This is a genomic window from Martinezella paranaensis, from assembly GCF_014200235.1.
GTDB classification, from domain to species: domain Bacteria; phylum Pseudomonadota; class Alphaproteobacteria; order Rhizobiales; family Rhizobiaceae; genus Rhizobium; species Rhizobium paranaense.
This window is the reverse complement of the sequence record NZ_JACHBI010000001.1, coordinates 600514-625991: the sequence shown is the minus strand read 5'-3', so window position 1 is coordinate 625991 and position 25478 is coordinate 600514. Positions and strand designations below refer to the sequence as shown.

Annotated in this window: 25 protein-coding genes; 16 read left to right on the top strand and 9 right to left on the bottom strand. The window is 60.1% G+C overall.

Going from position 1 to position 25478, the window contains the following annotated elements; translation table 11 throughout:
* Positions 1–21: 21 nt before the first annotated feature.
* Positions 22–1512, bottom strand: a complete 1491-nt coding sequence (locus tag GGD50_RS03060) for a leucyl aminopeptidase (RefSeq protein ID WP_107107631.1) — start codon at positions 1510–1512, stop codon at positions 22–24.
* Between the two features lie 209 nt (positions 1513–1721).
* Between GGD50_RS03060 and GGD50_RS03055 the strand changes: the two genes are divergently transcribed.
* From GGD50_RS03055 to rsmA, 7 genes are all read left to right on the top strand, one after another.
* Positions 1722–2504 carry a phosphatase PAP2 family protein gene (locus GGD50_RS03055; protein WP_107107630.1) on the top strand — a complete coding sequence of 261 codons (783 nt, stop codon included), beginning with the start codon at positions 1722–1724 and terminating at the stop codon, positions 2502–2504.
* A 103-nt stretch (positions 2505–2607) separates the two neighbouring features.
* Entirely contained in the window at positions 2608–3783 is a 1176-nt protein-coding gene (locus GGD50_RS03050) for an LptF/LptG family permease (protein WP_107107629.1), read from the top strand.
* Positions 3780–4865, top strand: coding sequence for an LPS export ABC transporter permease LptG (lptG, locus tag GGD50_RS03045; protein ID WP_107107628.1), 1086 nt, complete (start codon positions 3780–3782; stop codon positions 4863–4865). Before GGD50_RS03050 ends, lptG begins: the two co-directional genes overlap by 4 nt.
* The gene (locus GGD50_RS03040; RefSeq protein ID WP_107107627.1) at positions 4866–7241 is read left to right on the top strand and encodes an LPS-assembly protein LptD; all 2376 of its coding nucleotides are present in this window, start codon (positions 4866–4868) and stop codon (positions 7239–7241) included.
* A 259-nt stretch (positions 7242–7500) separates the two neighbouring features.
* On the top strand, positions 7501–8391 hold the full coding sequence (locus GGD50_RS03035) for a SurA N-terminal domain-containing protein (RefSeq protein WP_245407463.1): 891 nt from the start codon (positions 7501–7503) through the stop codon (positions 8389–8391).
* A gap of 8 nt (positions 8392–8399) precedes the next feature.
* Positions 8400–9425, top strand: coding sequence for a 4-hydroxythreonine-4-phosphate dehydrogenase PdxA (pdxA, locus tag GGD50_RS03030; RefSeq protein ID WP_107107625.1), 1026 nt, complete (start codon positions 8400–8402; stop codon positions 9423–9425).
* Positions 9425–10252: a 16S rRNA (adenine(1518)-N(6)/adenine(1519)-N(6))-dimethyltransferase RsmA gene (gene rsmA, locus GGD50_RS03025; protein ID WP_107107624.1), complete on the top strand. Its 828-nt coding sequence runs from the start codon at positions 9425–9427 to the stop codon at positions 10250–10252. Before pdxA ends, rsmA begins: the two co-directional genes overlap by 1 nt.
* Positions 10253–10259: 7 nt before the next feature.
* On the opposite strand, the gene gmk is transcribed toward rsmA, so the two are convergent.
* From gmk to fabD, 7 genes are all read right to left on the bottom strand, one after another.
* Entirely contained in the window at positions 10260–10922 is a 663-nt protein-coding gene (gene gmk / locus GGD50_RS03020) for a guanylate kinase (RefSeq protein WP_107107623.1), read from the bottom strand.
* Positions 10923–10925: 3 nt separating this feature from the next.
* Positions 10926–11813, bottom strand: coding sequence for a YicC/YloC family endoribonuclease (locus GGD50_RS03015; protein WP_107107622.1), 888 nt, complete (start codon positions 11811–11813; stop codon positions 10926–10928).
* A 104-nt stretch (positions 11814–11917) separates the two neighbouring features.
* Positions 11918–13141, bottom strand: a complete 1224-nt coding sequence (gene mltG, locus GGD50_RS03010) for an endolytic transglycosylase MltG (RefSeq protein ID WP_107108106.1) — start codon at positions 13139–13141, stop codon at positions 11918–11920.
* A gap of 217 nt (positions 13142–13358) precedes the next feature.
* Positions 13359–14621, bottom strand: coding sequence for a beta-ketoacyl-ACP synthase II (gene fabF / locus GGD50_RS03005; protein WP_107107621.1), 1263 nt, complete (start codon positions 14619–14621; stop codon positions 13359–13361).
* A gap of 114 nt (positions 14622–14735) precedes the next feature.
* Positions 14736–14972, bottom strand: a complete 237-nt coding sequence (locus GGD50_RS03000; RefSeq protein WP_003547058.1) for an acyl carrier protein — start codon at positions 14970–14972, stop codon at positions 14736–14738.
* 294 nt (positions 14973–15266) lie between these two features.
* Entirely contained in the window at positions 15267–16004 is a 738-nt protein-coding gene (gene fabG / locus GGD50_RS02995) for a 3-oxoacyl-[acyl-carrier-protein] reductase (RefSeq protein ID WP_107107620.1), read from the bottom strand.
* A gap of 29 nt (positions 16005–16033) precedes the next feature.
* Positions 16034–16978 carry an ACP S-malonyltransferase gene (gene fabD / locus GGD50_RS02990; protein WP_107107619.1) on the bottom strand — a complete coding sequence of 315 codons (945 nt, stop codon included), beginning with the start codon at positions 16976–16978 and terminating at the stop codon, positions 16034–16036.
* Between the two features lie 196 nt (positions 16979–17174).
* On the opposite strand from fabD, the gene GGD50_RS02985 reads away from it, so the two are divergent.
* The 9 genes from GGD50_RS02985 (at position 17175) to rplI (ending at position 24295) form a co-directional block, all read left to right on the top strand.
* Entirely contained in the window at positions 17175–18218 is a 1044-nt protein-coding gene (locus GGD50_RS02985; protein ID WP_107107618.1) for an aldo/keto reductase, read from the top strand.
* A gap of 223 nt (positions 18219–18441) precedes the next feature.
* Positions 18442–18831 carry a hypothetical protein gene (locus GGD50_RS02980; protein WP_107107617.1) on the top strand — a complete coding sequence of 130 codons (390 nt, stop codon included), beginning with the start codon at positions 18442–18444 and terminating at the stop codon, positions 18829–18831.
* Positions 18832–18915: 84 nt separating this feature from the next.
* A complete protein-coding gene (locus tag GGD50_RS02975; protein ID WP_107107616.1) occupies positions 18916–19764 on the top strand; it encodes a helix-turn-helix domain-containing protein in 849 nt (282 codons plus the stop codon).
* Between the two features lie 150 nt (positions 19765–19914).
* The gene (locus tag GGD50_RS02970) at positions 19915–20361 is read left to right on the top strand and encodes an SRPBCC family protein (protein WP_107107615.1); all 447 of its coding nucleotides are present in this window, start codon (positions 19915–19917) and stop codon (positions 20359–20361) included.
* A gap of 115 nt (positions 20362–20476) precedes the next feature.
* Entirely contained in the window at positions 20477–21535 is a 1059-nt protein-coding gene (locus GGD50_RS02965) for an adenylate/guanylate cyclase domain-containing protein (protein ID WP_107107614.1), read from the top strand.
* A gap of 308 nt (positions 21536–21843) precedes the next feature.
* Positions 21844–22290, top strand: a complete 447-nt coding sequence (gene rpsF, locus GGD50_RS02960; protein WP_028753379.1) for a 30S ribosomal protein S6 — start codon at positions 21844–21846, stop codon at positions 22288–22290.
* Between the two features lie 12 nt (positions 22291–22302).
* Positions 22303–22551, top strand: coding sequence for a 30S ribosomal protein S18 (gene rpsR / locus GGD50_RS02955; protein ID WP_004122103.1), 249 nt, complete (start codon positions 22303–22305; stop codon positions 22549–22551).
* Positions 22552–22715: 164 nt separating this feature from the next.
* Positions 22716–23696: a DUF2232 domain-containing protein gene (locus tag GGD50_RS02950; protein ID WP_107107613.1), complete on the top strand. Its 981-nt coding sequence runs from the start codon at positions 22716–22718 to the stop codon at positions 23694–23696.
* Between the two features lie 20 nt (positions 23697–23716).
* Complete coding sequence (gene rplI / locus GGD50_RS02945) at positions 23717–24295, top strand: 50S ribosomal protein L9 (protein ID WP_107107612.1); 579 nt, start codon at positions 23717–23719, stop codon at positions 24293–24295.
* A 102-nt stretch (positions 24296–24397) separates the two neighbouring features.
* Here rplI and GGD50_RS02940 read toward each other — a convergent pair whose 3' ends face one another.
* Entirely contained in the window at positions 24398–25462 is a 1065-nt protein-coding gene (locus GGD50_RS02940) for an HlyD family secretion protein (RefSeq protein ID WP_107107611.1), read from the bottom strand.
* Positions 25463–25478 lie beyond the last annotated feature (16 nt).

The following is a 25478-nucleotide window of genomic DNA, read 5'->3' as shown; positions in this document are numbered from 1 at the left end:
TATCTCAAACGCTTTCGAAGGTCACGATTCGTAGTTCTGGCGAACCAGCTCATCGAGCAGGCGTACGCCGAAACCCGAGCCCCAGGACTGATTGATCTCATCCTGGATCGAGCCCATGGCCGTGCCAGCAATGTCGAGATGTGCCCAGGGCGTTTCCTGAACGAAACGCTTGAGGAACTGCGCGGCAGTGATCGAGCCGGCATGGCGCCCGCCGGTGTTTTTCATGTCGGCGAACTTGCTGTCGATCATCTTGTCATAGTCCTTGCCAAGCGGCAGGCGCCACAGGCGCTCGTTGGTGGCAAGGCCGGCGGCGGTCAGTTCGTTTGCCAACTTTTCATCATTGCTGAACAGGCCTGCATGTAGATTGCCGAGCGCCACGAGAATGGCTCCGGTCAACGTCGCGAGGTTGATCATGAACTGCGGCTTGAAGCGGTCATTGGTGTACCAGAGCGCATCGCAGAGTACGAGCCGGCCTTCGGCATCCGTATTGATCACTTCGATCGTCTGACCGGACATGGAGGTGACGATATCGCCAGGACGCTGGGCATTGCCGTCGGGCATGTTTTCGACTAGGCCGATGACGCCGATGGCATTGACCTTGGCTTCGCGCGCGGCGAGCGCATGCATCAGGCCTGTCACGGCGGCAGCCCCGCCCATATCGCCCTTCATATCCTCCATGCCGGCAGCCGGCTTGATGGAAATGCCGCCAGTGTCGAACACCACGCCCTTGCCGATGAAGGCAACCGGCTTGTCCTTCGGTTTGCCGCCCTTCCACTGCATGATCACCAGGCGCGGCGGACGCACGGAACCCTGCGCTACGCCAAGCAGTGCACCCATGCCGAGCCGGCGCATTTCCCGCTCCGTCAGGATCTCCACTTCGACGCCGAGCTTTTCCAGCCCCTTGGCTTTGGCGGCAAACTCGACCGGGCCGAGAACATTCGGCGGCTCGTTGACGAGATCGCGAGCCAGAATCACGCCGTCGGCAATCGCTTCCGATGCGGCGAAGAGCTTCTTGGCGGCAACGGCATTCGAGGTGACGATGGTCACCTTGACGGACTTCGGCGTGCCGTTCTTGTCCTCGTCGTCGTTCTTCTTGGTCTTGTAGGTATCGAAGCTGTAGGCGCGCAATAGCATGCCGAGGGCGAAATCGGCGGCCGCCTTGGCCTCAGCGCCAGGCACATCGATGAAGATCGCAGCCTTGTCGACATTGCGAATTTTCGCAGCCGCGCCGCCGCCGAGCTTCAGCCAGTCATGCGCACTCAGTTCCTTCGCCTTACCGGTGCCGATAACGATGATCCGGTCGACCGGCGCGCCTTCGGGCGCGACGATATCGAGGCTGCTCAAGCCTTTGGCTGTGAACCGGGCGATCCGTGCGGCCTTGGCGAAAACATTCGCCGGATCGGCGCTTTCGGCCCCTGCCGGCAACTCGCTATCCGTGTCTTTCAGGAGAATGGCCAAACCGCCATTCAGCCGGACCGATTTAGCAAAGGAAATCTCGAATTTCACAGACATTTCTGCTCCGATAAACGCGTAGTGCAAAATAGAATTATACACTCCCGATCATTCAAGGTTTCCCTATCAAATACAAGCTTTTGGCGAAGCATTCCCCGAAGAAACACCTCTGAGGCCTTCAAATCCCTGTCATCGATCGCCGCTAGTTTGCCGACGCATGTATTGGGTATCGCCGCCTGCGCGGCGCGATCATCTATCGGAACATCGCCTTGATCATAGACTTCACCAGCTTCGATCGCCGGGATCGTTTCCCCGAAATCCTGCGACCGCGCACGGCAGGCGATGCTTTCGTCTTTCTCTTTTGCCTCTGGTGGATACTGCTTGGGCTGTTTTCAATTCTTCCGCAGATCGATCTTGCCGTCGCCAATGTGTTTTTCCTGCCGGAGCAATGCGTCCTTCCCATCAGGCCCGGCCAGGTCTGTGGTATTTTTCCTTATAATGACGATCCGCACATGCGCCTGCTCAGGGAGATTTTCTTTCAGGTTCCCTATGTCGTCGCGATTGCTCTCTGTTGGATGCTGGTCCTGTGCTGGCAGCAGCATGGCGCAACCTTCAAGACGCTGCGTGCCCGCAATCTGAAAATCGCGCTTGGCTCACTGCTTCTCGGCCCAGTGCTGATCGTCAATCTCTGGCTCAAGGCCTTTTCCGGCCGCCCTCGGCCACGACAGACCGACCTCTTCGGCGGCCTGCTCGATTTCGTTCACGCCGGTTCCTTTGCCGGAAAATGCGCCAGCAACTGCTCCTTCATTTCCGGCGAAGCGGCCGCTGCCGGCTGGCTGTTTTGCCTGATCTTCATCATACCGCAGCCTGCGCGGACGGCCCTTGCCCTGCCGATCGCAGCCATCTCGATTCTTATTCCGGCTTTAAGAGTGGCTTTCGGCGGTCACTACCTCTCGGATGCCGTTTTGGGCTGGCTTTCCTCGCTTGTCATATTCTCCGCTCTCATGGCGTTATCCCAAACGACACACAGCAGAAGAAATTCAGAAAATTAACGAATTTTTTGCGAGTGGGCTGTCGCCAAAAAAACGCAAACGGCGTAGAGGAGGATGAATCTCTGCCGGCTCACACCGCGGAGTGTTGCGTTTAAGGGCCGGCATGAAGTTATTCGAAACATATATCGTACGGCGTGTCGGCATGATGTTCCTGGTAGCGCTGCTGCCGGTGCTCGCCATCATCTGGACGACCCAGGTGTTGCAGCGCATCAATCTCGTGACCGATAGCGGCCAGTCGATTGGCTCATTTGCCAAGCTCGCGACGCTCATCCTGCCGACGATCATCCCCGTGGTCCTGCCTTTTGCTCTGGTGATCGGCATTACGCAGACGCTGACGGCGATGAACAGCGATTCGGAGCTGACCGTCATGGAGGCGGCAGGCGCACGACGCAGCATCATCATCCGCCCGATCATGATTCTCGCGATAGCTATCAGCGTTTTCTCATTCGTCGTCGACAATATGGTCGAGCCGAAGGCGCGCGTCGCCGCCCGCGAGATGGTCGCCGAAGCCTATGCCGACCTGCTCTCGACCGTTATCGAAGAGAAGAATTTCCGGCGTATCGAAGACGGGCTTTATGTGCAGATCACCCAGCGCATGTCGGGACGAATCCTGAAGGGCCTGTTCGTGGTGGATTCGCGCGATCCTGGCTTCGATCTCATCTATTACGCCAAGGAAGGCGCCGTCGATGCGAGCGGCACGTCGCTGCTGATGAAGGACGGTGAAGTTCACCGCAAGACGCCTGACGGCAACGTCTCCGTCATCAAATTCGACTCCTATTCCTTCGATCTTTCCGACATGACGCAGAGCCGCGGCCAAGCAACGCTGCGCGCCGGCGACCGTGGTCTCGGCTTCCTGCTCAATCCGGACCCGAACGATGCGGATTATAAAGCAAAACCAGGCGGCTATCGCTCGGAACTACACCGGCGTCTTACCGACTGGGCATTGCCCGCAATCTTTGCCCTGATATCCCTGGTCATCGCCGGCGATGCGCGATCCCATCGCGAGGCCCGGCTGCATCCGATGGTGTCGGCGCTTACGATTGCTTTTGCCTTGCGCTGGGCGGATTTCTATGCGGCAAACCAGATTGAGAATGCCCCCTATTTCATCGGCGTCCTCTACGCGGCCAACATCGGCGCGGCCCTGATTGCAATCGCCCTGCTGTTCAGGAACCGGAAGATGTCGATGCCGACGTCGATCCGCAACCGCTTCAGTAGCTGGCGGCAGAAGATTCAAGATCGCATGCCGGCGCCCGGCGGCTCCAATGGGGGCAGCGCATGATCTTCAATACGCTCGGCCGCTACTTCTTCATGCGTTACGTCGTGACGACCTTCTGGTTTTTCCTCGGCGTGATCTCGATCGTTTATCTCGTCGACTTCAGCGAGACCGCCGGAAGGCTTGCGGGCCTTCCCGGATACACGGTCAGGGTAGGTTTGCTGATGACGGCCGTCAGACTGCCGTTCATCCTGCAGCAGACAGTGCCGTTCATTGCCCTCTTCGTCGGCATGACGGTGCTGATCGCGCTCAACCGGCGTCGTGAACTCGTGATTGCGCGTGCCGCCGGCATCTCCGTTTGGCAATTCATGACGCCCTTCGTGGTCGGCGCCTTCTTTGTCGGCCTCCTGACCATGTTTGCCCTCAATCCGGTTGCGGCATGGGGACAAAAGCAGGCGGAAACGATGGAAGCCGACCTGCGCGGCGACCCGTCCTATCACAACACACTTTCCATCCCGTGGCTGCGCCAATCGAATGGCAAAGACGACATCATCATTGGCGCCAAGGCCGTTCTCGACAACGGCACGACGCTGATGAACGTTGTCTTTATCCACTTTGATTCACAGGGGAATATCGTTCTCAGGCAGGACGCCCAGTCGGCAAAGTTGGAAAATGGTTACTGGCTTCTTAACGGTGTTGTCGAGCGCAGCCCGGGCGAAATTCCCGTTCATAAAAACACGACACAGGTTCGTACGAATCTGAAACAGGATTTCGTTTCAGAGCGTTTGGCGCAGCCTGAAACCATTGCTTTTTATGATCTTTCTAATCGAATACAGATAGCAAAGTCTTTTGGCATCTCAACCAAAGCTCTTGAGACCCAATTTCACTCCCTGCTGTCGCAGCCATTCCTTTTGGTGGCGATGACTCTGATCGCAGCCACCGTCTCGTTAAAATTCAGTAGATTCAACCAATCGCGCTCCGTGATTCTGGGTGGAATCCTCTCAGGCTTCGTGCTTTATGTTGTCACCGTGCTGGTAAAGGCATTCGGGAGCAGCGGAGTGGTTCCTCCTTTCGTGGCGACATGGATACCCGTGATCGTCGCTTTGGCATTCGGAGCAACGATCCTGCTTCATCAGGAGGACGGCTAAGTGGCGGCAGGCAACCGCAAGAGTATCAGGGAATTTGTCGCTGCCCTCGTCATGGGCGCGGCTGCGTATGCATTTGTCATGAGCCCGGTCGTAGCTTACGCCCAGGACAACAATAATAACGGCGGCGCCGGCGCTGCGACCTCTCCCGTCAAGGTCAAAGTACCGGAAGGCTCCAAGCTGATCCTTTCGTCGAACGAATTGGTCTATAATAAGGATACGCAAATCGTTACCGCCAGCGGTGCGGTTCAGATCAACTATGGCGGCTACAAGATGGTCGCGCAAAAGGTTGAATATAATCAAAAAAGCGGGCGCATGACGGCGATCGGCAATGTCGAGCTGATCAGCCCGGACGGCAACCGTATGTACGGTGACAAAATGGATGTCACCGACAGTTTCTCCGACGGTTTCGTCAACGCTCTGCGCATCGAAATGCCTGACAATACCCGCATGGCCGCCGAAAAGGGCGAACGTGTCGGCGGTAATCAGTTGATCCTGACGAAGGGTGTCTACACCGCCTGTCTGCCGTGCTCCGAGCAGGGCCGCGCGCCGCTGTGGCAGGTCAAGGCTCAGCGCGTGGTGCAGAACGGCGTGACGCATACCGTCCGTCTCGAGCATGCCCGCTTCGAACTGTTCGGCCAGCCGATCGCCTACGTTCCGTGGATCGAAGTTCCAGACAATACGGTGAAGCGCAAGTCGGGCTTCCTGTTTCCGTCGATGAGCATCTCGGAGAACCTCGGCTTTGGCCTGAAGGTTCCTTACTACTACGTCATCTCGCCGAGCATGGACGCGACGATCAGCGCTACCGGCTATACAAGCCAAGGCCTGCTGCTCGAAGGCGAATTCCGGCAACGGTTTGAAAACGGTACGCATATTCTGCGCGTTGCCGGTATCAACCAGATGAGCCCCGATCAGTTCACCGCCAATACCAGTGATGCTGAGCACAAGACTCGCGGCGTGATCGCGTCGAAGGCTGATTTCAAAATCAATCCTCGCTGGACATTCGGCTGGGATGTCATGGCGCAAAGCGACAATAACTTTTCGCGCACCTACGGCTTGCAAGGCCTCAGCCAGAGCACGCACACGAACGACATCTATTTGACGGGTCTCGGCAAGCGCAATTATTTCGATATGCGCGCCTTCTACTATGACATTCAGGATGCCGATAACAACAGCACTGCTGAAAAGCAGCAAGCCGTGGTCTATCCGAGCCTCGATTATCACTATGTCGATCCGAACTCGGTGTATGGCGGCGAATTGTCCGCGACCATGAACTTCACGCATTTGTCGCGTGACAAGGCGTCAACGCTCGACAACGTCGCCAGTCTCGGCGACGCAAGCCTGAACGACCGTTTCCTTGGTCTTTCCGGAAGCTATACGCGTCTTACGACCGAGCTACAGTGGCAACGTACCTTCACGACCGATCAGGGTTTGGTCTTGACTCCGCTTGCCGCAGCTCGTGGCGACGTTTTTGGCCTAGATATGGATCCGCCTAACGGCGACTATTCCGGCAACTACGACACCAGCGACTATGCGACACGCGGTATGGTGACGGCTGGCCTCGAAGCCAAGTACCCGTTCCTCATCACCACGAGCAACAGCACGCATGTGTTCGAGCCGATCGCGCAAGTCTATGTGCGCCCTGATGAGCAACTTGCGGGGCGTCTGCCGAACGAAGATGCGCAGAGCTTTGTTTTCGATGCGACCAACCTGTTCGATCGCGACAAATTCTCCGGCTTCGACCGTGTAGAAGGCGGCACTCGTGCCAACGTGGGCTGGCGCTATACGGGCAGCTTCGACAGTGGCTATAAGTTGCAGCACATCTTCGGCCAATCTTACCAGCTTGCCGGACGAAACTCCTTCGCAACCGACGATCTGGTCGGTGCCGGTTCGGATTCGGGGCTTGAAACCACCCGCTCCGACTATGTGACGATGTTCGGCCTCACCACGCCGCAGGGCATCTCGCTTTCGCAGTCCTACCGCTTCGACGAAAAGGATTTTGCATTCCGTCGCGGCGATACCCAGGTCGGCTATGCGAACGACGCCTTCCAGACGTCGGTGACCTACACCCATATCGCCGCTCAGCCGCAATATGGCTTCACCTCGGATCAGGACGAAATCCAGACCCGCGCACAGATCAAGTTCAAGAACTATTGGTCCGTCTTCGGTACGGTCAGCTATGATCTCAATGACAGCGAGATCACCCGCCAGGGCATCGGTCTGTCCTATGAGGATGAATGCACGATCTTCAGCGTCTCCTTCCTGGATAAGAAGGATTCGACGAACCAATCGGGCAGCGACTGGTCTATCGGCGCCCGCATAACGTTCCGTACGCTCGGCGACGTCAATCTTGGCAACGTTCAGGACGCTACGTTCTGATCACTCAAATCCAAAAGGGCCGGCTCTGAAGCCGGCCCTTTTGCTTTGAATGGATCGCATTTCCCTCCGCGTCATTGTTTCGCCGCAAGGATTTTGCAATTCGTCGTGCTTGTTGTAGATATTGGCGCGAAATTGCCGTATTGCGCCAAGGGCGTCCCAATGTGACGCGATGCGGACAAAGACCTTTGGGAAGGGGTAATTGATGTTCTCTGGAAAGACACCGATGCGCGCTGCGCTATTCGGCGCCGTAGCGTTGGTTATGGCCTCTTTCGCAATACCAAGCAGCGATGTTGCCTTCGCGGCAAGTGAGGTGAAGGTCGTCGTCAACAACACGGTGATCACATCGGGCGATATCGCCAAGCGCGTCAACTTCCTGAAATTGCAGCACGCGAAAGGTGACCTCAACAAGCTGGCGCAGCAGCAGCTCGTCGATGAGACGCTCAAGCGCGCGGAAATCTCCCGCGTCCGCATGTCGGTATCGACGACAGATGTCGACAACGCCTTCGCCCGCTTTGCCGCCAGCAACAAAATGTCGCCGCAGCAGCTTGGACAGATCCTGGACAAGATGGGCGTCACCGTCGACCACTTCAAATCCTATATCGCCATTTCCATGAGCTGGCCGCGCGTCGTCAATGCCCGCTTCGGCTCGAGCGGCGGCCGCATGTCGAATGACGACCTCGTGACGCGCATGACGGAAAACAAGACGAAGCCGGTCACGACGGAATATTTCCTGAAGCAGATGGTCTTCGTCGTTCCGAGTGCAAAGCGCAACGCCATTCTCGGCAAACGCAAGGCCGAAGCGGAAGCCTCGCGAGCGAAGTTCCCCGGTTGCGACCAAGCCAAGGTCTTTGCCGCGACCATGCATGACGTCTCCGTTCAGGATCTCGGCCGCGTGCTCGCCCCCGACCTTCCGGAAGCTTGGAAGCCGCTGCTGGAGAAGGCAAAGGGTAACACGACCGATGCGATCGTGACCGATCGTGGCGTTGAATATGTTGCCATCTGCTCGCAGCGCCAGGTGAACGACGACATTGCCGCAGCAGCCGTTTTCCGCGCAGAAGATCTCGGCAAGTCGAATGCCCAGGGCGTTAGCGCCAACGACAAGAAGTACATCGACGAACTGCGCTCCAAGGCGCAGATCCTCTATCGCTGATCGTCCCGATGCCCTCGCGCCCTTCCCACCCCCTTGCACTCACGCAAGGGGATCCCGCAGGTATCGGACCCGACATCACGCTCGCCGCCTGGCTGCGCCGCGGCGAGTTTGGTTTGCCCCCCTTTCTGTTTCTCGGCGATCCCAACGTTCTTTCGGCACGAGCGCTTCAGTTGAATCTGACCGTGCCGCTTCGGGAAACTGATGCGTCGACTGCCCTCGATGCCTTTGCCGATGCCTTGCCGGTGCTGCCGATCGCCGCCGGCATGGATGTGGTTGCCGGTGAACCGCATGTCGCGACAGCTAAGGCGACGATTGCCGCCATTGAGATGGCGGTTTCGCTCAGCATGAAGGGAGAGACCGCCGCGGTCGTGACCAACCCAATCGCCAAGTCGGTCCTTTATGACGCCGGCTTCGGCTTTCCCGGCCATACCGAGTTCCTCGCCGATCTCGCGACACACGCGACCGGCAAACCGGTGATGCCGGTAATGCTGCTGGCCGGGCCCAAATTGCGGGCGATACCCGTCACCATCCACATTCCGCTGAAGGATGTCCCGCAGGCGCTGACCTCGGATCTCATCATCGAGACCTGCCGGATCACCAACCACGACCTCAAGACGCGTTTCGGCATCGCGAAGCCGCGGCTGGCCGTTGCCGGCCTCAACCCCCATGCTGGCGAGAGCGGCGCGATCGGCAAGGAAGATGAGGAGATCATCCGTCCGGCGATCGACGTGCTGCGCAATGAAGGCATCGATGCCTTTGGCCCCCTCCCCGCCGACACGATGTTCCACGACGATGCGCGCCGTCGCTACGATGTCGCCATCTGCATGTATCACGATCAGGCTTTGATTCCGGCCAAGGCGCTCGGCTTCGACGATTCCGTCAATGTCACGCTAGGCCTTCCCTTTGTCCGCACCTCGCCGGACCACGGCACGGCCTTCGGCATTGCCGGCAAGGGTATCGCCAAGGAAGACAGTCTCGTGGCAGCGCTCAAGCTCGCGAGCCAGATCAGCCGCGCGACGGGAAGCAGTCACTGATGGCCGCACTCGATGGTCTGCCGCCGCTTCGCGATGTAATCCAGCGCCATGGCCTCGACGCGCGCAAGGCGCTCGGCCAAAACTTTCTGCTCGATCTTAATCTGACACAAAAGGTTGCCCGCACCGCCGGATCACTGGAGGGCGTCACCGTCTTCGAAGTCGGCCCGGGACCTGGTGGGCTGACGCGTGCCATCCTTGCGCTCGGCGCCGCCAAGGTCATCGCCGTGGAGCGCGACGCGCGCTGCCTGCCGGCGCTCGCCGAGATCGCCGATCACTATCCCGGCCGGCTGGATGTCATCGAGGGCGATGCGCTGAAGACGGATTTTGCGGCGCTGGCGCCCGAAGGGCCGGTCAAGATCATTGCAAACCTGCCCTACAATGTCGGCACACAGTTGCTGGTGAACTGGCTACTCCCTGGCCATTGGCCACCCTTCTGGCAGTCCTTGACGCTGATGTTCCAGAAAGAGGTCGGCCAGCGGATCGTTGCCGACGAGGATGACGATCACTACGGCCGTCTCGGCGTTCTCTGCGGCTGGCGCACGAACGCACACATGGCTTTCGACGTACCGCCGCAGGCCTTCACGCCGCCGCCGAAAGTCACCTCGACGGTCGTCCATCTAACGCCCAAGGAAAACCCGATCCCCTGTTCCGTCGACAAGCTGGAAAAGATAACGCACGCCGCCTTCGGCCAACGGCGCAAGATGCTGCGCCAAAGCCTTAAGCCGCTCGGGGGCGAAGTACTGCTGCTGAAAGCCGATATCGACCCTCAGCGACGCGCTGAAACGCTCTCCGTCGAAGAGTTCTGCCGGCTGGCGAACTCTCTCTGATTGCCATTTACAGCTTCGGCGTTTCTTCCAACAGGCCGCGAACGAAGTCGAACATGCCGTGGCGGCGGTCGCGGCGCAGGCGCTCTGCCTTGACGATCGACTGAACCGCGTCGAAAGCGGCGTTCAGATCATCGTTGATGATGACATAGTCATACTCGCGCCAATGGGCGATCTCGGCCCTGGAATTGGCAAGCCGCGTGGCGATCACCTCTTCGGAATCCTCGGCGCGGCGGTGCAGACGCGATTGCAGCTCCGTCATGGTGGGCGGCAGCACGAAGATCGAGACGACATCGGCGGGCATCTTTTCCTGCAGTTGCTGCGCGCCCTGCCAGTCGATATCGAAGAGCATATCGCGGCCCTCGGACATCGCCGTTTCCACCGGCTCGCGCGGCGTGCCGTAGAAATTACCGTGCACCTCAGCCCATTCCAGCAGGGAGTCGGAATCGCGTAGCCGCTCGAATTCCCGCAGCGAGACAAAATGATAGTGCACGCCGGCAATCTCGCTCGGCCGCCGTTGCCGCGTCGTCACACTGACGGAAAGACCGATCTGCTTATCGGTTTCCAGCAGCGTGCGCGCGATCGTCGATTTCCCCGCGCCTGACGGCGAGGAAATGGCGAGCATCAGCCCCCGGCGGGCAATCGGAATGGATGTGGATGTCGCCGGCTTCATGGCCTACTCCAAATTCTGGACCTGTTCGCGGAACTGGTCAATGACCACCTTCAGTTCGATGCCGGCGGCGGTGACCGCTGCGGCATTCGACTTCGAACAGATAGTATTCGATTCCCGGTTAAATTCCTGTGCAAGGAAATCAAGCTTGCGTCCGATCGGTCCGCCCTTGGCGATAAGGTCGCGGGCGGCCGTTACATGCGCCTTTAGCCGGTCGATTTCTTCGCGCAGATCGGCTCTGGTGGCGATGAGAGCGGCCTCGGCATGCAGCCGATCGCGATCCAGACCGGAAGTGCCGTCCAGCAGCATGGCAACCTGTGCTGCCAGCCTGGCGGCGATTTCCTGCGGCGATCGCGATGGATCGCTCTCAACCGTCGCCGTCAGCGTCTCGATGACGCCGACATGACCGAGCAGGATTTGCCCAAGCGCCTGTCCTTCCCGACGGCGCATGTCGCTGAGATCGCCGAGCGCGGCTTCCAGACCCGCCATGACCTCTCCGTCGCGCGCGGCAAGCGCTTCTTCGCTCTCCTCGGCTTCCTTGAACTCGACTATGCCGCGGATGGCCAGCAGCGTGTCCAGCCGCAACGGCGCGGGATCGATGACGCCGGAGAGCTGACCGCGCAGTGCCAGCACCGTTGCCAGTGCGTCCTGATTGACCACCGCCTCGACGCGGCTTTCATCGACGGATAGAGAAAGACCGACCTGCAGATTGCCGCGCGAAAACCGGTCAGTGATGAGCTTGCGCACATCGGTTTCCAGACGCTCCAACCCCTGCGGCAGGCGCAGGCGGAAATCGAGGCCCTTGCCGTTGACCGATCGCAATTCCCATGCCCAGCGAGAGCGCCCACTCGTTCCCTCACGCCGGGCGAAACCGGTCATGGACTGCAATGCCATGCAAGCCTCCGATAGTTCTCGTCCACAATCGCTCAACGATCATGGACCATCAATGCAAATGAGACTACGCCGCGCGTCCCATAGGAAGCACGGCGCAGCAGAGATCAGTTCGTCTTCTTTTTCTGCTGTGTGCCGGAGGGGGGCGTACCGGCCGTGGTGCCGCTATCTTCCGGCTGACCGTCAACGGCGATCGCGCTGGGGTCCTCGCCCTTTTCCGCGACGAGCTTGCGCCAGCGTTTGACGTTGGCGTTGTGATCTTCCAGCGTCGCGGCGAAGACGTGGCCGCCCGAGCCATCAGCAACGAAATAGAGATCCTGTGTCTTCCAAGGATTGGCAACTGCATCGAGCGCATCCTTGCCCGGATTGGCGATCGGCGTCGGCGGCAGGCCCTTGATGATGTAGGTATTGTAGGCCGTTTCTTTTTTGAGGTCCGATTGGAAGATCGGGCGATCCGCCGGCTTGCCGTCGCCACCAAAGAGGCCATAGATGACCGTCGGATCGGATTGCAGGCGCATGCCCTTGCCGAGGCGGTTGAGGAAGACGGACGCCACATGAGCGCGCTCATCGGCAAGCCCGGTCTCCTTTTCAACGATCGACGCCAGGGTGATCAGTTCCTGCTTGTTCGTCAGCGGCAGCGACTGATCGCGCTTGTCCCAAATCTCATCGACCAGCTTTTCCTGCGCGGCCTTCATCTGATCGATGATTTCCGTACGCTTGGCGCCGCGCGTGAATTTATAGGTATTGGGTTCCAAGCTGCCCTCTGGCGGCAAGGCCGACGGCAGATCGCCTTCCAGCACCGGGTCCGCCTGCAGCTTGTTGAATATTTGCCGCACGGTCAGGCCTTCCGGCAAGGTAACCGAATAGAGGATCGATTTGCCGGATTTCAACAGCTCCATGATGTCCTTCATGGAGGCGCCGGCCTTGATCTCATATTCGCCGGATCGCAACGTCTCGCCATTGTGCAGATAGGTTGCCGTCAGATAGCGGAAGATACGGGCATCGGAGATAATGTTGCTGGCTTCCAGCCGGCTCGAAATCTCGGCCAGGCCCGCGCCGTTGCGCACGATGAAATTGGAGTTGGTCGCCAGCGGCCCGGGGCTCTGATAGGCGGAGATGGCGTAATAGGTGCCGACGAGCGCGAGAACGATCACGAAGACGACCAGCGTCATCAGAAAGTTCAGGAAAATCACCATCTGGCTGCGGGCTTTGCGGGAACGCTTCGGCGGATCCGGAACACGCTCCGGACGCAGAGCTTCATTGGCCGATTTCGGGATAATCGGCCCCTTCTGCCCGTTCGGAGTTCCATTGTTCTGGTTCGTATCGCTCACCGGCAGTCCCTTCATTTGTCATTGCCTGCTCTTTGACCAAGCAATGCGGCAAAAAACAGGTTCAGAAGATAAAGCGGAGCCTTGTGAAGATCCGCTTTCGACCGATCAGACATTGCTGCGGCGCATCCATGGGATACGCAAGACGCGCAGCAACATTCAAGGATGGCGCATAGTCTCGCCGGAAAGCACTCCCGCTTTCCGGAATTACGCGCTTTTATTATGCCTCATAGCGACGCAGGACAAGTGATGCGTTCGTACCGCCGAATCCAAAGGAGTTCGACAGTGCAACATTGATGTCCCGCTTGCGGGCCTTATGCGGAACGAGATCGATGGCTGTCTCGCGCTCCGGATTATCGAGGTTCAGCGTCGGCGGCGCGATATTGTCGCGAATGGCAAGCGTCGAGAAGATAGCCTCAATCGCGCCAGCCGCCCCCAGGAGATGGCCGGTCGCCGACTTGGTCGACGACATCGAAATCTTGGAAGCGGCATTGCCAACCAGCCGCTCGACAGCGCCAAGCTCGATCGTATCGGCCATGGTCGAGGTGCCATGCGCATTGATGTAGTCCACATCCGCCGGCGTCAAACCGGCACGCTTCAGGGCCGAAGTCATGCAGCGGAACGCGCCCTCGCCATCCTCGGACGGGGCAGTAATGTGATGGGCGTCGCCGGAAAGGCCGTACCCGACCACTTCGGCGTAAATCTTGGCGCCGCGTGCCTTGGCATGTTCCAGCTCTTCGAGAACGACGATGCCGGCGCCCTCGCCCATGACGAAGCCGTCACGGTCACGATCGTAGGGGCGCGAAGCCTTCTGCGGGTTGTCGTTGTAATCGGTCGACAGCGCCTTGCAGGCGGCAAAGCCGGCGAGCGAGATACGGCAGACCGGAGCCTCGGCGCCGCCGGCGACCATGACGTCGGCATCGCCGAGCATGATCAAACGGGCAGCATCGCCGATCGCATGTGCGCCGGTCGAGCAGGCCGTGACGACGGCGTGGTTCGGACCGCGCAGCTTGTGGCGGATCGAGACCTGGCCGGAAACGAGATTGATGAGGCGTCCGGGAATGAAGAAAGGCGAGATGCGGCGCGGACCCTTATCACGCAGCGTATAACCGGCTTCAACGATGCCTTCGAGGCCGCCGATGCCGGAGCCGATCATGACGCCGGTTGCGATCTGGTCTTCATCGGAGGTCGGATGCCAACCGGCATCCTTCAGCGCCATATCGGCTGCTGCCATGCCGTAGATGATGAAAGGATCGACCTTTCGCTGTTCCTTCGGCTCCATCCAGTCGTCGGCATTGAACGTGCCGTCGCTGCCATCGCCGACCGGAACGCGGCACGCGATTTTCGCGGCGAGATCCTCGACTTCGAATTCCGTCACAAGACGAGCGCCGTTGTGCCCGGCGATCAAGCGCGACCAGGACACCTCAGTGCCACAGCCCAAAGGTGATACCATGCCGGTACCCGTGATAACGACACGTCTCATCGCCCGCAGACCCCCGTCTTTTTATAATGCCATGCGTATGAATATGATCCGTCCGACCCGGCCGGACGAAATAGGGCGGACTCAGAGAGCCCGCCCGTCACAAAGTGCAAAGGATTAGGCCTGAGCCTTCTCAATGAACTTTACCGCATCGCCGACCGTCAGGATCGAGTCGGCAGCGTCGTCAGGAATTTCAACGCCGAATTCTTCTTCGAAGGCCATGACCAGTTCGACGGTGTCGAGCGAGTCCGCGCCCAGGTCGTCGATGAAGCTTGCGCTTTCAACAACCTTGTCGGCGTCGACGCCAAGATGATCAATAACAATTTTCTTTACGCGTTCTGCGATATCGCTCATGTCGGTTTCCTCGACCTTATTTATGTCCTGATCAGAATGCCGTGTGACATCCCTACCCTGTTCAAGCCTGCAACGCCTGCATGGCGCGGCTGGCAAACCCGTTCAACCCGGCCTTCACATCTGGTCCGGCCGCCATACACGCGGCCCGGTCCGTCTGCATTTTCGGGACGACTGATCACAGTCATGGCCCGCTTAACACGGTTTAAGTCTGTCGCAAAGCCAGAAAATCGCCGCTTCCAGGTTGCTCAACATGCTATTGGAGGGGAAAGTTCCCCCCAATAGACTTTTCCTTTTTTAGATCATTGCCATGCCACCGTTGACGTGGATCGTCTGGCCGGTGACGTAGCTTGCTTCGGAGGAGGCGAGATAGGCGACGGCGGATGCAACTTCGGCACCGTTGCCCATGCGCTTCATGGGAATAGCGCCCATGATCGCCTCTTTCTGCTTGTCGTTCAGCTTGCCGGTCATGGCGCTCTCGATGAAGCCGGGAGCGACGCAGTTGACAGTCACGTTGCGGGTCGCGATCTCTTGCGCCAGCGACTTGGTGAAGCCGATCATGCCGGCCTTGGAGGCGCAGTAATTGGCCTGGCCGGGATTGCCGGTGATGCCGACGACGGAGGTGATGTTGATGATGCGGCCATAGCGGCGGCGCATCATCGGATGGGTCAACTCGCGCGTCAGGCGGAAGACCGCCGTCAGATTGACTTCCAGAACCGCATCCCAGTCCTCGTCGCTCATGCGCACAAACAGACCGTCCTTGGTGATGCCGGCATTGTTGACGAGGATGTCGACGCCGCCGAGTTCTTCTTCGGCCTTGGCACCGAGCGCCTTGACCTCATCGCGATCGGACAGGTTAGCCGGAAAGATCTTGACGCGGTCGCCAAGTTCGGCGGCCAGAGCCTCGAGCTTCTCAACGCGCGTGCCGTGCAGGCCGACGATGGCGCCCTGCTTATGCAGCAGTCTTGCGATCTCTTCGCCGATACCACCGGAAGAGCCGGTTACCAGGGCCTTGCGGCCAGTCAAATCGAGCATTTGATGTCCCTCGTTCCTTAATTTCTGTATCAGCCAAGCAGGCCGGCGAGAGTGGTGTCGATATCGGCCGCCGTGTTGACGGCGATACCGTTCACCGATTTGTCGATGCGCCGGGCAAGGCCTGTCAGCACCTTGCCAGCGCCGATTTCATACAATGTTGTCACATTGTTGGCGGCAAACCATTCCACGGTCTCGCGCCAACGGACCTGGCCCGTCACCTGCGCAACCAGCAGATCGGCGATCTCACCGGCGTCCTTCACCGGCGCCGCGCGGACATTGGCGACGACAGGCACGACGGGATCGGATTTTGCAACCTCTGCCAGAGCCGCGCGCATCGCCTCGGCGGCGGGCGCCATCAGCGACGAATGGAAGGGTGCGGAAACAGGCAGGAGGATGGCGCGCTTGGCACCCTTGGCGGTCGCAAGCTCGGCAGCCTTTTCGACCGGGGCCTTTTCACCGGAAATGACGATCTGACCGCCGCCATTGTCATTGGCGATCTGACATGCGCCGATCGCCGAAGCCTCGGTGCAAACCGCGACGACGTCGGCATGTTCCAGGCCGATGATGGCCGCCATGGCGCCAACGCCCACCGGAACCGCCGCCTGCATGGCATTGCCGCGAATGCGCAGCAGCCGCGCCGTATCGGCGAGCGAGAAAGTGCCCGCAGCGCAAAGCGCCGAATATTCGCCGAGCGAATGACCGGCGACATAGGCAACCTTGCTCTTCAGATCGAGGCCGCGCGCTTGGAGAACGCGCATGACGGCGATCGACACGGCCATCAACGCCGGCTGCGCATTCGCCGTCAGCGTCAGCCTATCGTCCGGGCCGTTGAAGATGATGTCGGAAAGCTTTTCACCGAGCGCTTCGTCGACTTCCTCGAAGACGGCGCGCGCTTCGGCGAAGTTGTCGGCCAGATCCTTGCCCATGCCGACGGCCTGGCTACCCTGACCGGGAAATGTGAAAGCAACAGTCATTATATCAAGCTTCCTTCGGGGGTCGTTTCGCTTCCCAATGACATTGTTTGCGGTGGAGTCAATAGCGCAGCCCCTGCAGTCCCTGCCTTTTGCGTGTGCGAAACATCTCGATTTTCTTCTTGCGCTTGCTCATTTCCGACCTAGATTTGGAGCATCCTTCCCCCACCACCTTTTCCGCAAGCATCAAGGTTTTCCCATGCAGTATAAGAATTTAGGCCGCACCGATATTTCCGTTTCACAGATTTGCCTGGGGACGATGACCTGGGGCACACAGAACAGCGAAGCCGAGGCGCACGAGCAGATGGATTATGCGCTTCACAAGGGCGTCAATTTCTTCGACACGGCTGAAATGTATCCGACGACGCCGGTCGGCCCGGAGACTCAGGGCCGCACCGAGGAATGTATCGGCACCTGGTTCGAAAAGACCGGCAAGCGCGGGGACGTCGTGCTTGCCACCAAGGTCGCCGGGCCTGGTCGTGACTATCTGCGCGGCGGCCAGGGCGCGGATGCCGCCAATATCCGCGCGGCAATCGACAGCAGCCTGAAGCGGCTGAAAACCGACTATATCGATCTTTATCAGGTGCATTGGCCGAACCGCGGTCATTTCCACTTCCGTCAGAACTGGCGCTACAACCCCTTCACCCAGGATCGCGAGAAAACGGTCGCCAATATCGCCGAAATCCTGGAGACGATGGGTGAGCTGGTGAAGGCCGGCAAGATCCGCGCCATCGGCCTCTCCAACGAGACGACCTGGGGCATCCAGAAATACCTGACGATCGCCGAACAGAAGGGCCTGCCGCGCGTCGTCTCGACGCAGAACGAATATAATCTGCTCTACCGCCACTTCGATCTCGATCTCGCCGAACTGTCGCACCACGAAGATGTTGGCCTGCTCGCCTATTCGCCGCTCGCCGGTGGTATTCTCAGCGGCAAATATGTCGGCGGCGCACGCCCTGCCGGCTCGCGTGGCTCGATCAATCCCGACATCGGCGGCCGTCTGCAGCCGCTGCAGGAGCCGCCGGTCAAGGCCTATCTGGAGATCGCCGCCAAATATAATCTCGACCCTGCCAAGCTGGCGCTCGCCTATTGCCTGACCAAGCCCTTCATGACCTCCGTCATCATCGGCGCGACATCGATGGCCCAGCTCGAAACCGACATCGCTTCCGCCTATGTCACGCTGCCGGAAGAGGCAATTGCCGAGATTGAAAAGGTACACCGGCTGTATCCGATGCCGATGTAATGCCTCGTGAAAGCGCCTTGCCTCGGTGGCAGGGCGCGACGACCGGCGAAATATGACCTCTGATGTAATTGAGACACGTCCGACCGGCGCGTAACTTTGGGGCATCTCCACGAGAGATAGGCACCGAACCGGTGCCGCAGAGGAATAGACATCAAGCGCCTTCGGTTTGACCCCGGGGCGCTGCAGCCTCTTATTGCCCTAAGCACACGTCCGGAGACAGACGATGAATGAGATGATTTTCAGCAAACGTGAAACCCCAGGCTGGCTGCTGGCCTTCTGGAAGGAGATTGACGACAAGACCTTCGGCAGTGGCTTCGACTGCTTTACGGAAGACGCCACCGCAAATTTGGGCGTCGCCGAATGGAAGGGCCGCGAGACTATCCGCGAAAGCCTGCGCGCGTTCATCGACACCGGATTTACCGCCCTCCATGATGTGACGGAATATTGGGACGGCGGGCTCCTCAAGATCTTCCGTGGCTTCGTTACCATGACACCGAACGATCCTAACCACCCCGTCGTCAAGCCCGTCATGACGCACTTCTTCTACATGGACGAGGCTGATCACACCAAGGTGCGTCATTGGTTCGGTTCGGTGGGGCCAGTGCAATTCTAACCTTCGCATGCCAGACATAAGATGCCGTGCGCGGCCGCCTTTTTAGAGGAAGTCGCCACGGCACAGTTCACACGGAGACCCTCCATGACGAACAGCAACACAGCCCTATCGGTCTCGAAACAGCTCAGCCCGTTGCTGCGCCACTGGCGGGAGGTGCGCGGCAAAAGCCAGCTCGACCTTTCAATGGATACGGGTGTTTCGCAACGTCACATCAGCTTCGTTGAAAGCGGCCGCAGCGTTCCCAGCCGCCAGAGGCTGCTGACCGTTGCGGAAGCGCTCGATGTGCCGTTCCGCGAGCGCAACACTCTGTTGCTCGCCGCTGGCTACGCCCCGATCTATTCGGAGGATTCCTGGGACGCGCCGGAAATGCAGCCCGTCGCGGATGCTCTGCGGCGCATGCTGCGTCAGCACGAACCTTTCCCCGCAATCGTCATGGATCGCTATTGGAACGTTCTGATGTCCAATACGGCCACGCTCCGTTTCTTCAATTGCTTCGTCGATATGGCGGCGCGCAAATCGCCACGCAACCTGCTGCATTTGATGTTCGATCCCGCTGGGATGCGCCCCTTCATTGATAACTGGGCGGAGACATCGAGAAGCTTGCTGGCGCGCGTTCATCGTGAGTCCATCGGCCGGGTCGTCGATGACAAAACTCGGGAACTGCTGAAAACGCTGCTCGCTTATCCCGACGTCGATTTCGACCGGAAAGCGCTCACCGCACCCGGCAGCACACCCGTCGTTCCATTGACCTTTGTGAAGGATGGCCAGAGCCTCAACTTCTTTTCATTGGTAACGACAGTCGGCACCCCGATGACCATCGCGTCGCAGGAGCTCAGGCTCGAATGCATGTTCCCGACGGATCAGCAGACCGAACATCTCTATGCCGACATGATGAAGGGTGCGCCGATGCCGATATTTCCCAAGGATCACTAGCAAATCCATTCGTCTTCAAGCGTCTGCACCGCCCTTGTTGTGAGCGAGCCTGCCCCCTACATGCTGTTGCATGAGGACGTTCCGCGATAGGATGCGCCTGCTCAATCTCCGCCTCCGGTGAGGCAGGCCATGCAACCAAAGGAGAGACCGATGCAAGAGCCCCTCGTCGTCCGCCAGGAAAGGCGCATCCCGGCACCGCCCGCAGCCGTGTTCGCCCTCCTGACCGATCCGGAAAAGATTCTGCGCTGGATGGGTACGGAGGCACAGATCGAGCCTCAGCCCGAAGGACTCTATCTCGTCAACGTCACTGGCGCTCGCTTCGCCCGCGGTTCGTTCCGCGAGGTGGTGCCGGTACACCGCCTGGCCTACAGCTTCGGCTGGGATGGCAGCGAGGTGGTCCCCCCGGGATCGAGCCTGGTCGAGATAGACCTCATCGAGCAGCCGGACGGAACGCTGCTACGTCTGACCCACACCGGCCTGCCCAATGCCGAACAATGCGCTGGCCATTCTGAAGGCTGGGCTCACTACCTCGGCCGGCTGTCCGAAGCCGCAGCCGGGCGTGATCCGGGTCCCGACCCTATGGCTGGCAGAATGTGACAGCCTTCCGTTCCTGAATGCGTCGGTCCTGAGCACTGCCGGGGACTGTCATCACACGCAGAAGCACCATCGCAACGGCGGATGACAGCCTGCGGCTGCCATGGCATGATCAGACATGGATTTGCCCCTCCCCCTTGCCTGGCTGGTTGATGAGGCCGATGCCTCTCCTGGCCCTGAACGGTTCCTGGCCGAGCTCGGCCGCCGGCTGCTGGCCGACGGCCTGCCACTTGCCGGAGGAGCCCTGTCGCTCGCGGTGCCGCATCCGATCATCGCCCGGCGCATCTGGCTGTGGCGGGCGGAAACCGGGGCAGTGATCGAGGCGCTGGGTTTCGTCGGCGGCCCACCCAGTCAAGCCGGCCACGATTGGCTGGCCGGGCTTGGCCCCATGCATGAAGACACGGTGGGTTCGGCCGCGGACAGCCCGGTGCTGGGTTGGGCGGGGCTCCGGCCATTCGACCCTAGCGAGGCCGGTCGGCTGCGGGAGACGGCGCGCTTCGCCGCAGCCCCCTTGAGCGCCCTGGCTTCGCGGGCGGCGTTGGCAGCGCTACTCGAGGCCTATCTCGGCCGGCGCAGTGCGGCGCGGGTCCAAGCCGGCGCGCTGCGCCGCGGCACGGGGGAAACCATCCGAGCCGCATTGCTCTGCGCCGATCTGCGCGATTTCACCGCTTTGTCCGAGGCGACGGAGCCGGCGGCGATGATCGCTTCCCTCGACGCCTGGTTCGACCGCGTTGCCGGAGCGGTGCACGCTTTCGGAGGCGAGGTGCTGAAATTCATCGGCGACGGCGCGTTGGCGATTTTCCCGGTCACAAGCACACCGGGCGAAGCCTGTGAGGCGGCGCTGCGCGCGGTCGCCGCCGCCCGCGCCGGCATGGTTCATCTCGATACGGTGCGGCAAGCGCAGGGGCTGCCGCCGCTGCCCTTTGGCGCGGCATTGCATTTCGGCGAGATGTTGTGGGGCAATATCGGCGCGGCCGACCGGCTGGACTTTACCGCGATCGGCCCGGCGGTCAATCTGGTGAGCCGGCTCGAAGGCCTGTGCAAGCCGCTTGGCCGCAGCGTGCTCATCTCCGGCGCCGTTGCGGCGCAGACGACAACCCCCTTGATCCCCTTGGGCGAGCATCCGTTGCGCGGCATCGCCGACCCCTGCGCGGTCTTCACCTTGCCGGAGAATTGAGGCCGCCTGCCTTGGTCCAGGCAGGAGTGTCCGCTGTCGGACTGCGCAATTCGCCCCTTGCCTTTCGCGCAAAAATCCGTATAAGCCGCCCTGTTCGCAACCCGGTCTTCTGGCTGGTGGCTGAACGGAGGGCCGGTTTTCTTCTCAGAAAATCGTTCGGAACGGAAGCGTTCCAGCCTCCCGTGTCTCCGCTCTCGACCGTCTCGGAAACGCTTTTCTTGCTTAGGGTCACCCCTCTCAGGAGCAGTCGTTGAGGCTTAGCCGCCGAATATCGGGTTCAGACCAACGCAAGAAAGGCAAAGCTATCCATGGCTCTTTACGAACATGTATTCCTTGCCCGACAGGATATTTCCGCTCAGCAGGTCGACGCCCTCGTAGAACAGTACAAGGGTGTTATCGAAGCTAACGGCGGTAAAGTCGGGCGTATCGAAAACTGGGGCCTCAAGTCCCTCACCTACCGCATCAAGAAGAACCGCAAGGCTCATTACGCCCTGATGGACATTGATGCACCGGCCGCTGCGATCCAGGAAATGGAACGCCAGATGCGCATCAGCGAAGACGTCCTGCGTTACATGACGATCGCTGTTGAAAAGCACGAAGAAGGCCCGTCTGCCATGATGCAGAAGCGCGACCGTGACGACCGTCCGCGCCGTGATGGCGACCGTCCGGAGCGCAGCTTCGGCGATCGTGGTCCGCGCCCGGATCGTGGTGACCGCGAAGATCGTCCGCGCCGTCCGCGCGAAGACCGCGTATAAGGAGATTTGAGAATGTCTGAAGTTTCCTCCGCACCGGTCCGCCGTCCGTTCCATCGCCGCCGCAAGACCTGCCCGTTCTCGGGCGCCAATGCGCCGCGCATCGACTACAAGGACGTCCGTCTCCTGCAGCGTTACATTTCCGAGCGCGGCAAGATCGTTCCGTCCCGCATCACGGCCGTTTCCCAGAAGAAGCAGCGCGAGCTCGCTCAGGCGATCAAGCGCGCCCGTTTCCTCGGCCTGCTGCCCTACGTCGTCGCTTAATAGCGGCCGACGCAGAATGAATTAGAGGGAAGGCAGCAATGCCTTCCCTTCTCCCTTTCGCGATGGGCGCGGATCGGAACCTTGAAACCCCATGTTGGGGACGGCTTTCAGGCCCGAGTGGCGAAGGCATCCTCTAACTGCTCGATACGAAGCAGGACAGCGACGTGAAAAAGTTGAACGCAAAAGAGCTTGGCATCGGCGCGCTCGCCGGTCTAACCGCCGCCCTACTCGTGTATGGCGCGACGGTGCAGCCATGGCTGTTCATCCTGTTCGGCGCGCTTTCCGCTCTTCCGATCCTCATCGTCGGCCTCGGCTGGGGCAATATCGCTGTTGTCACCGCCGTCGTGACGGCTGGCCTTGTCGGCGCCGTCGGCTATTCGTTGCCATTCGGGCTTTTTGTCGTGCTGCTGGCGCTGATTCCGGCCTGGCTCAGCCATCTTGCCAATCTGGCGCGCCCAGCCTCCGAACTCGGCGGTCCCGACCATCTGATGGCCTGGTATCCGCTGTCTGATATCATGCTGCATCTCTGCGGCCTGGCGGCCGTCGTCATCGTCGTCGCCGGCGCGGTCATGGGATATGGCTCGGACCTGATCGGCCAAGTCGTCGATCTCTATGTCACCGTCATGCAGGATCAGCAGCCTACGATGCCGCTCGATCCAGTAGCGATCGCCAAGACGAAATCCTTCATGCTCTACGCCGTGCCGGTCGTCTGGGGTATCGTCTGGGTTCTGATGCTGCTGGCCGCCTACTATATCGCCACCCGCATCGTTGCGGCATCGAGCCGCAATCTGCGTCCGCGCGAAGATATTCCGTCGGCGCTGCGCATGAACCGGAACGCAATCTTCGTCTTTCTCGCCGCCATCGTCGCCCTCTTTTTCGGGGGCACCCCGGCATTGATCGGCGCGGCGGCCGTTGGCGCGTTCGGCGCAGGCTTTCTCGTCTCCGGCTTTGCGGCGCTCCACTACCGCACCCGTGGCAAGGACTGGCGGGTGCCCGTTCTGGTCCTCTGCTACCTGACGTCGCTCATACTGACGTTGCCCGCCTTCATCGTCCTCATTCTCGGTCTTGCCGATACACGCAAAGCGATCGCCCTGACCCCGAACAAGAATACCGATAATTCCAAACAACCAGACACGAAAATCTGACATCAGAAAGGAACAACAAAATGGAAGTCATTCTCCTCGAGCGCATCTCCAAGCTCGGCCAGATGGGCGAAGTGGTTAAGGTTCGCGACGGCTTTGCCCGTAACTACCTGCTGCCGCTCGGCAAGGCACTGCGCGCCAACCCCGCTAACAAGGCTCGCTTCGAAGCCGAACGTGCAACGCTGGAAGCCCGTAACCTCGAGCGCCGCAGCGAAGCTCAGAAGGTTGCCGACGTTCTCGGTGGCAAGTCCTTCATCGTCGTTCGCTCGGCTGGCGAAACCGGCCAGTTGTACGGTTCGGTCGCCGCTCGCGACGTCGTTGAAATCCTCGCAGCGGAAGGCTTCAACATCGGCCGCAACCAGGTTCACCTGAACACGCCGATCAAGGCGATTGGCCTGCACAACGTTGTAATCGCGCTTCACGCCGAAGTCGAAATCCACGTCGAGCTGAACGTTGCCCGTTCCGCTGAAGAAGCCGAGCGTCAGGCCAAGGGCGAAACGCTCACCTCCGCTGACGCCATCTACGGCGTTGACGAAGACGCCCTGCGTCCGGAAGACTTCTTCGATCCGGAAGCTGACGGCAACGCCGAAGACGAAGCTTGATTCAAGCCTTCGCATCGGCTGCGAACATGAGAAAGCCTGGGTCTCGCGACCCAGGCTTTTTGTTTGACTGCAAGGGTTTACCGACGCTTGCCCGTCCGCGTCTCAATTCTCCGCCGTATCCTGCACCGGCGCCGAATTCTTGTCGACGGAGACGACCACCGACATGCCGGGCGCCAGATCTTGCGCCTCGGGCTGATTTTCGTCGATCTTAACGCGGACGCCGACGCGCTGCGCCACTTTGGTGAAATTGCCCGTTGCGTTGTCGGGTCTGATAACGGCGAATTCCGAGCCCGCCGCCGGCGAAAAGCGCTGGATATGGCCCTTGAGCTCGCGATGACCGAGCGCATCGACCGAGATTGTTACGGGTTGGCCGACCTTCATGCCGTCGAGCTGGGTTTCCTTGAAATTGGCGATGACCCAGACATCTTTCGGAACCAGTCCCATAAGCTGCGTGCCCGGCGTCACGTATTGGCCGAGGCGTACGCCGACTTCGCCGACGCGGCCGTCGCGTGGCGCGACGATCGTCGCATTCTGAAGATCGATCTCCGCGAGCTGCACGGCGGCCTCCGCGCCACTGACGCCGGCCTCCAGCGAGGCACGGTTGACGATGATCGTCGTCAGATTCTGCTGCGATACGTCAAGGCCGGCCTTCGCCTGATTGACGGCCGCCTTAGCCTGTTCCAGCGTCGCCTGTGCCTGCTCCGAATCGCTGGTCGTCGACACGCCCTTGGCCACCAGCGTCGCCACGCGATCCCAGGCAAGCTGGGCGCGCTTCATGGCCGCGTTGGCACTATCGACCTGAGCCTGGCTGGAGGCGATGCCGGCGCGTGCCGCCTGCTCCTGCTGCTGCGAATTGGCAAGCGCCGCCTTCTGGCCGTCCAGCGTCGCGCGCGCCTGCGCCACCTTCTGCCGATAGATGCGATCGTCGATCTTCGTCAGCACGTCGCCCTGTTTGACGAGCTTGTAATCCCTGATCGGAACATCCGTAATATAACCGCTAACCTGCGGGCTGATCGTCGTGACGTAGCCTCTGACATAGGCATCATCGGTCGTCTCGACGGAACTTTGGAAAGGTGGCAGGTGCCAGGCATAGAGCACCAGCATGACGCCGCCGACACCGGCGAGGACGGCGATAACTTCGATGGGGGAGCGAACGAGCCTCGACATGGAGCTATTTCATATC

What these genes read in the sequence shown, in the direction of transcription:
- lptG (WP_107107628.1), top strand. Translation starts at nt 3,780, where the DNA reads ATGATCTTCAATACGCTCGGCCGCTACTTCTTCATGCGTTACGTCGTG.
- GGD50_RS03060 (WP_107107631.1), bottom strand. Translation starts at nt 1,512, where the DNA reads ATGTCTGTGAAATTCGAGATTTCCTTTGCTAAATCGGTCCGGCTGAAT.
- fabD (WP_107107619.1), bottom strand. Translation starts at nt 16,978, where the DNA reads ATGACTGTTGCTTTCACATTTCCCGGTCAGGGTAGCCAGGCCGTCGGC.
- rpsR (WP_004122103.1), top strand. Translation starts at nt 22,303, where the DNA reads ATGTCTGAAGTTTCCTCCGCACCGGTCCGCCGTCCGTTCCATCGCCGC.
- rsmA (WP_107107624.1), top strand. Translation starts at nt 9,425, where the DNA reads ATGGCCGCACTCGATGGTCTGCCGCCGCTTCGCGATGTAATCCAGCGC.
- GGD50_RS02975 (WP_107107616.1), top strand. Translation starts at nt 18,916, where the DNA reads ATGACGAACAGCAACACAGCCCTATCGGTCTCGAAACAGCTCAGCCCG.
- GGD50_RS03035 (WP_245407463.1), top strand. Translation starts at nt 7,501, where the DNA reads ATGGCCTCTTTCGCAATACCAAGCAGCGATGTTGCCTTCGCGGCAAGT.
- GGD50_RS03050 (WP_107107629.1), top strand. Translation starts at nt 2,608, where the DNA reads ATGAAGTTATTCGAAACATATATCGTACGGCGTGTCGGCATGATGTTC.
- fabF (WP_107107621.1), bottom strand. Translation starts at nt 14,621, where the DNA reads ATGAGACGTGTCGTTATCACGGGTACCGGCATGGTATCACCTTTGGGC.
- pdxA (WP_107107625.1), top strand. Translation starts at nt 8,400, where the DNA reads ATGCCCTCGCGCCCTTCCCACCCCCTTGCACTCACGCAAGGGGATCCC.
- gmk (WP_107107623.1), bottom strand. Translation starts at nt 10,922, where the DNA reads ATGAAGCCGGCGACATCCACATCCATTCCGATTGCCCGCCGGGGGCTG.
- GGD50_RS02985 (WP_107107618.1), top strand. Translation starts at nt 17,175, where the DNA reads ATGCAGTATAAGAATTTAGGCCGCACCGATATTTCCGTTTCACAGATT.
- GGD50_RS03015 (WP_107107622.1), bottom strand. Translation starts at nt 11,813, where the DNA reads ATGGCATTGCAGTCCATGACCGGTTTCGCCCGGCGTGAGGGAACGAGT.
- rpsF (WP_028753379.1), top strand. Translation starts at nt 21,844, where the DNA reads ATGGCTCTTTACGAACATGTATTCCTTGCCCGACAGGATATTTCCGCT.
- GGD50_RS02980 (WP_107107617.1), top strand. Translation starts at nt 18,442, where the DNA reads ATGAATGAGATGATTTTCAGCAAACGTGAAACCCCAGGCTGGCTGCTG.
- rplI (WP_107107612.1), top strand. Translation starts at nt 23,717, where the DNA reads ATGGAAGTCATTCTCCTCGAGCGCATCTCCAAGCTCGGCCAGATGGGC.
- GGD50_RS03000 (WP_003547058.1), bottom strand. Translation starts at nt 14,972, where the DNA reads ATGAGCGATATCGCAGAACGCGTAAAGAAAATTGTTATTGATCATCTT.
- fabG (WP_107107620.1), bottom strand. Translation starts at nt 16,004, where the DNA reads ATGCTCGATTTGACTGGCCGCAAGGCCCTGGTAACCGGCTCTTCCGGT.
- GGD50_RS02965 (WP_107107614.1), top strand. Translation starts at nt 20,477, where the DNA reads ATGGATTTGCCCCTCCCCCTTGCCTGGCTGGTTGATGAGGCCGATGCC.
- GGD50_RS02940 (WP_107107611.1), bottom strand. Translation starts at nt 25,462, where the DNA reads ATGTCGAGGCTCGTTCGCTCCCCCATCGAAGTTATCGCCGTCCTCGCC.
- GGD50_RS02970 (WP_107107615.1), top strand. Translation starts at nt 19,915, where the DNA reads ATGCAAGAGCCCCTCGTCGTCCGCCAGGAAAGGCGCATCCCGGCACCG.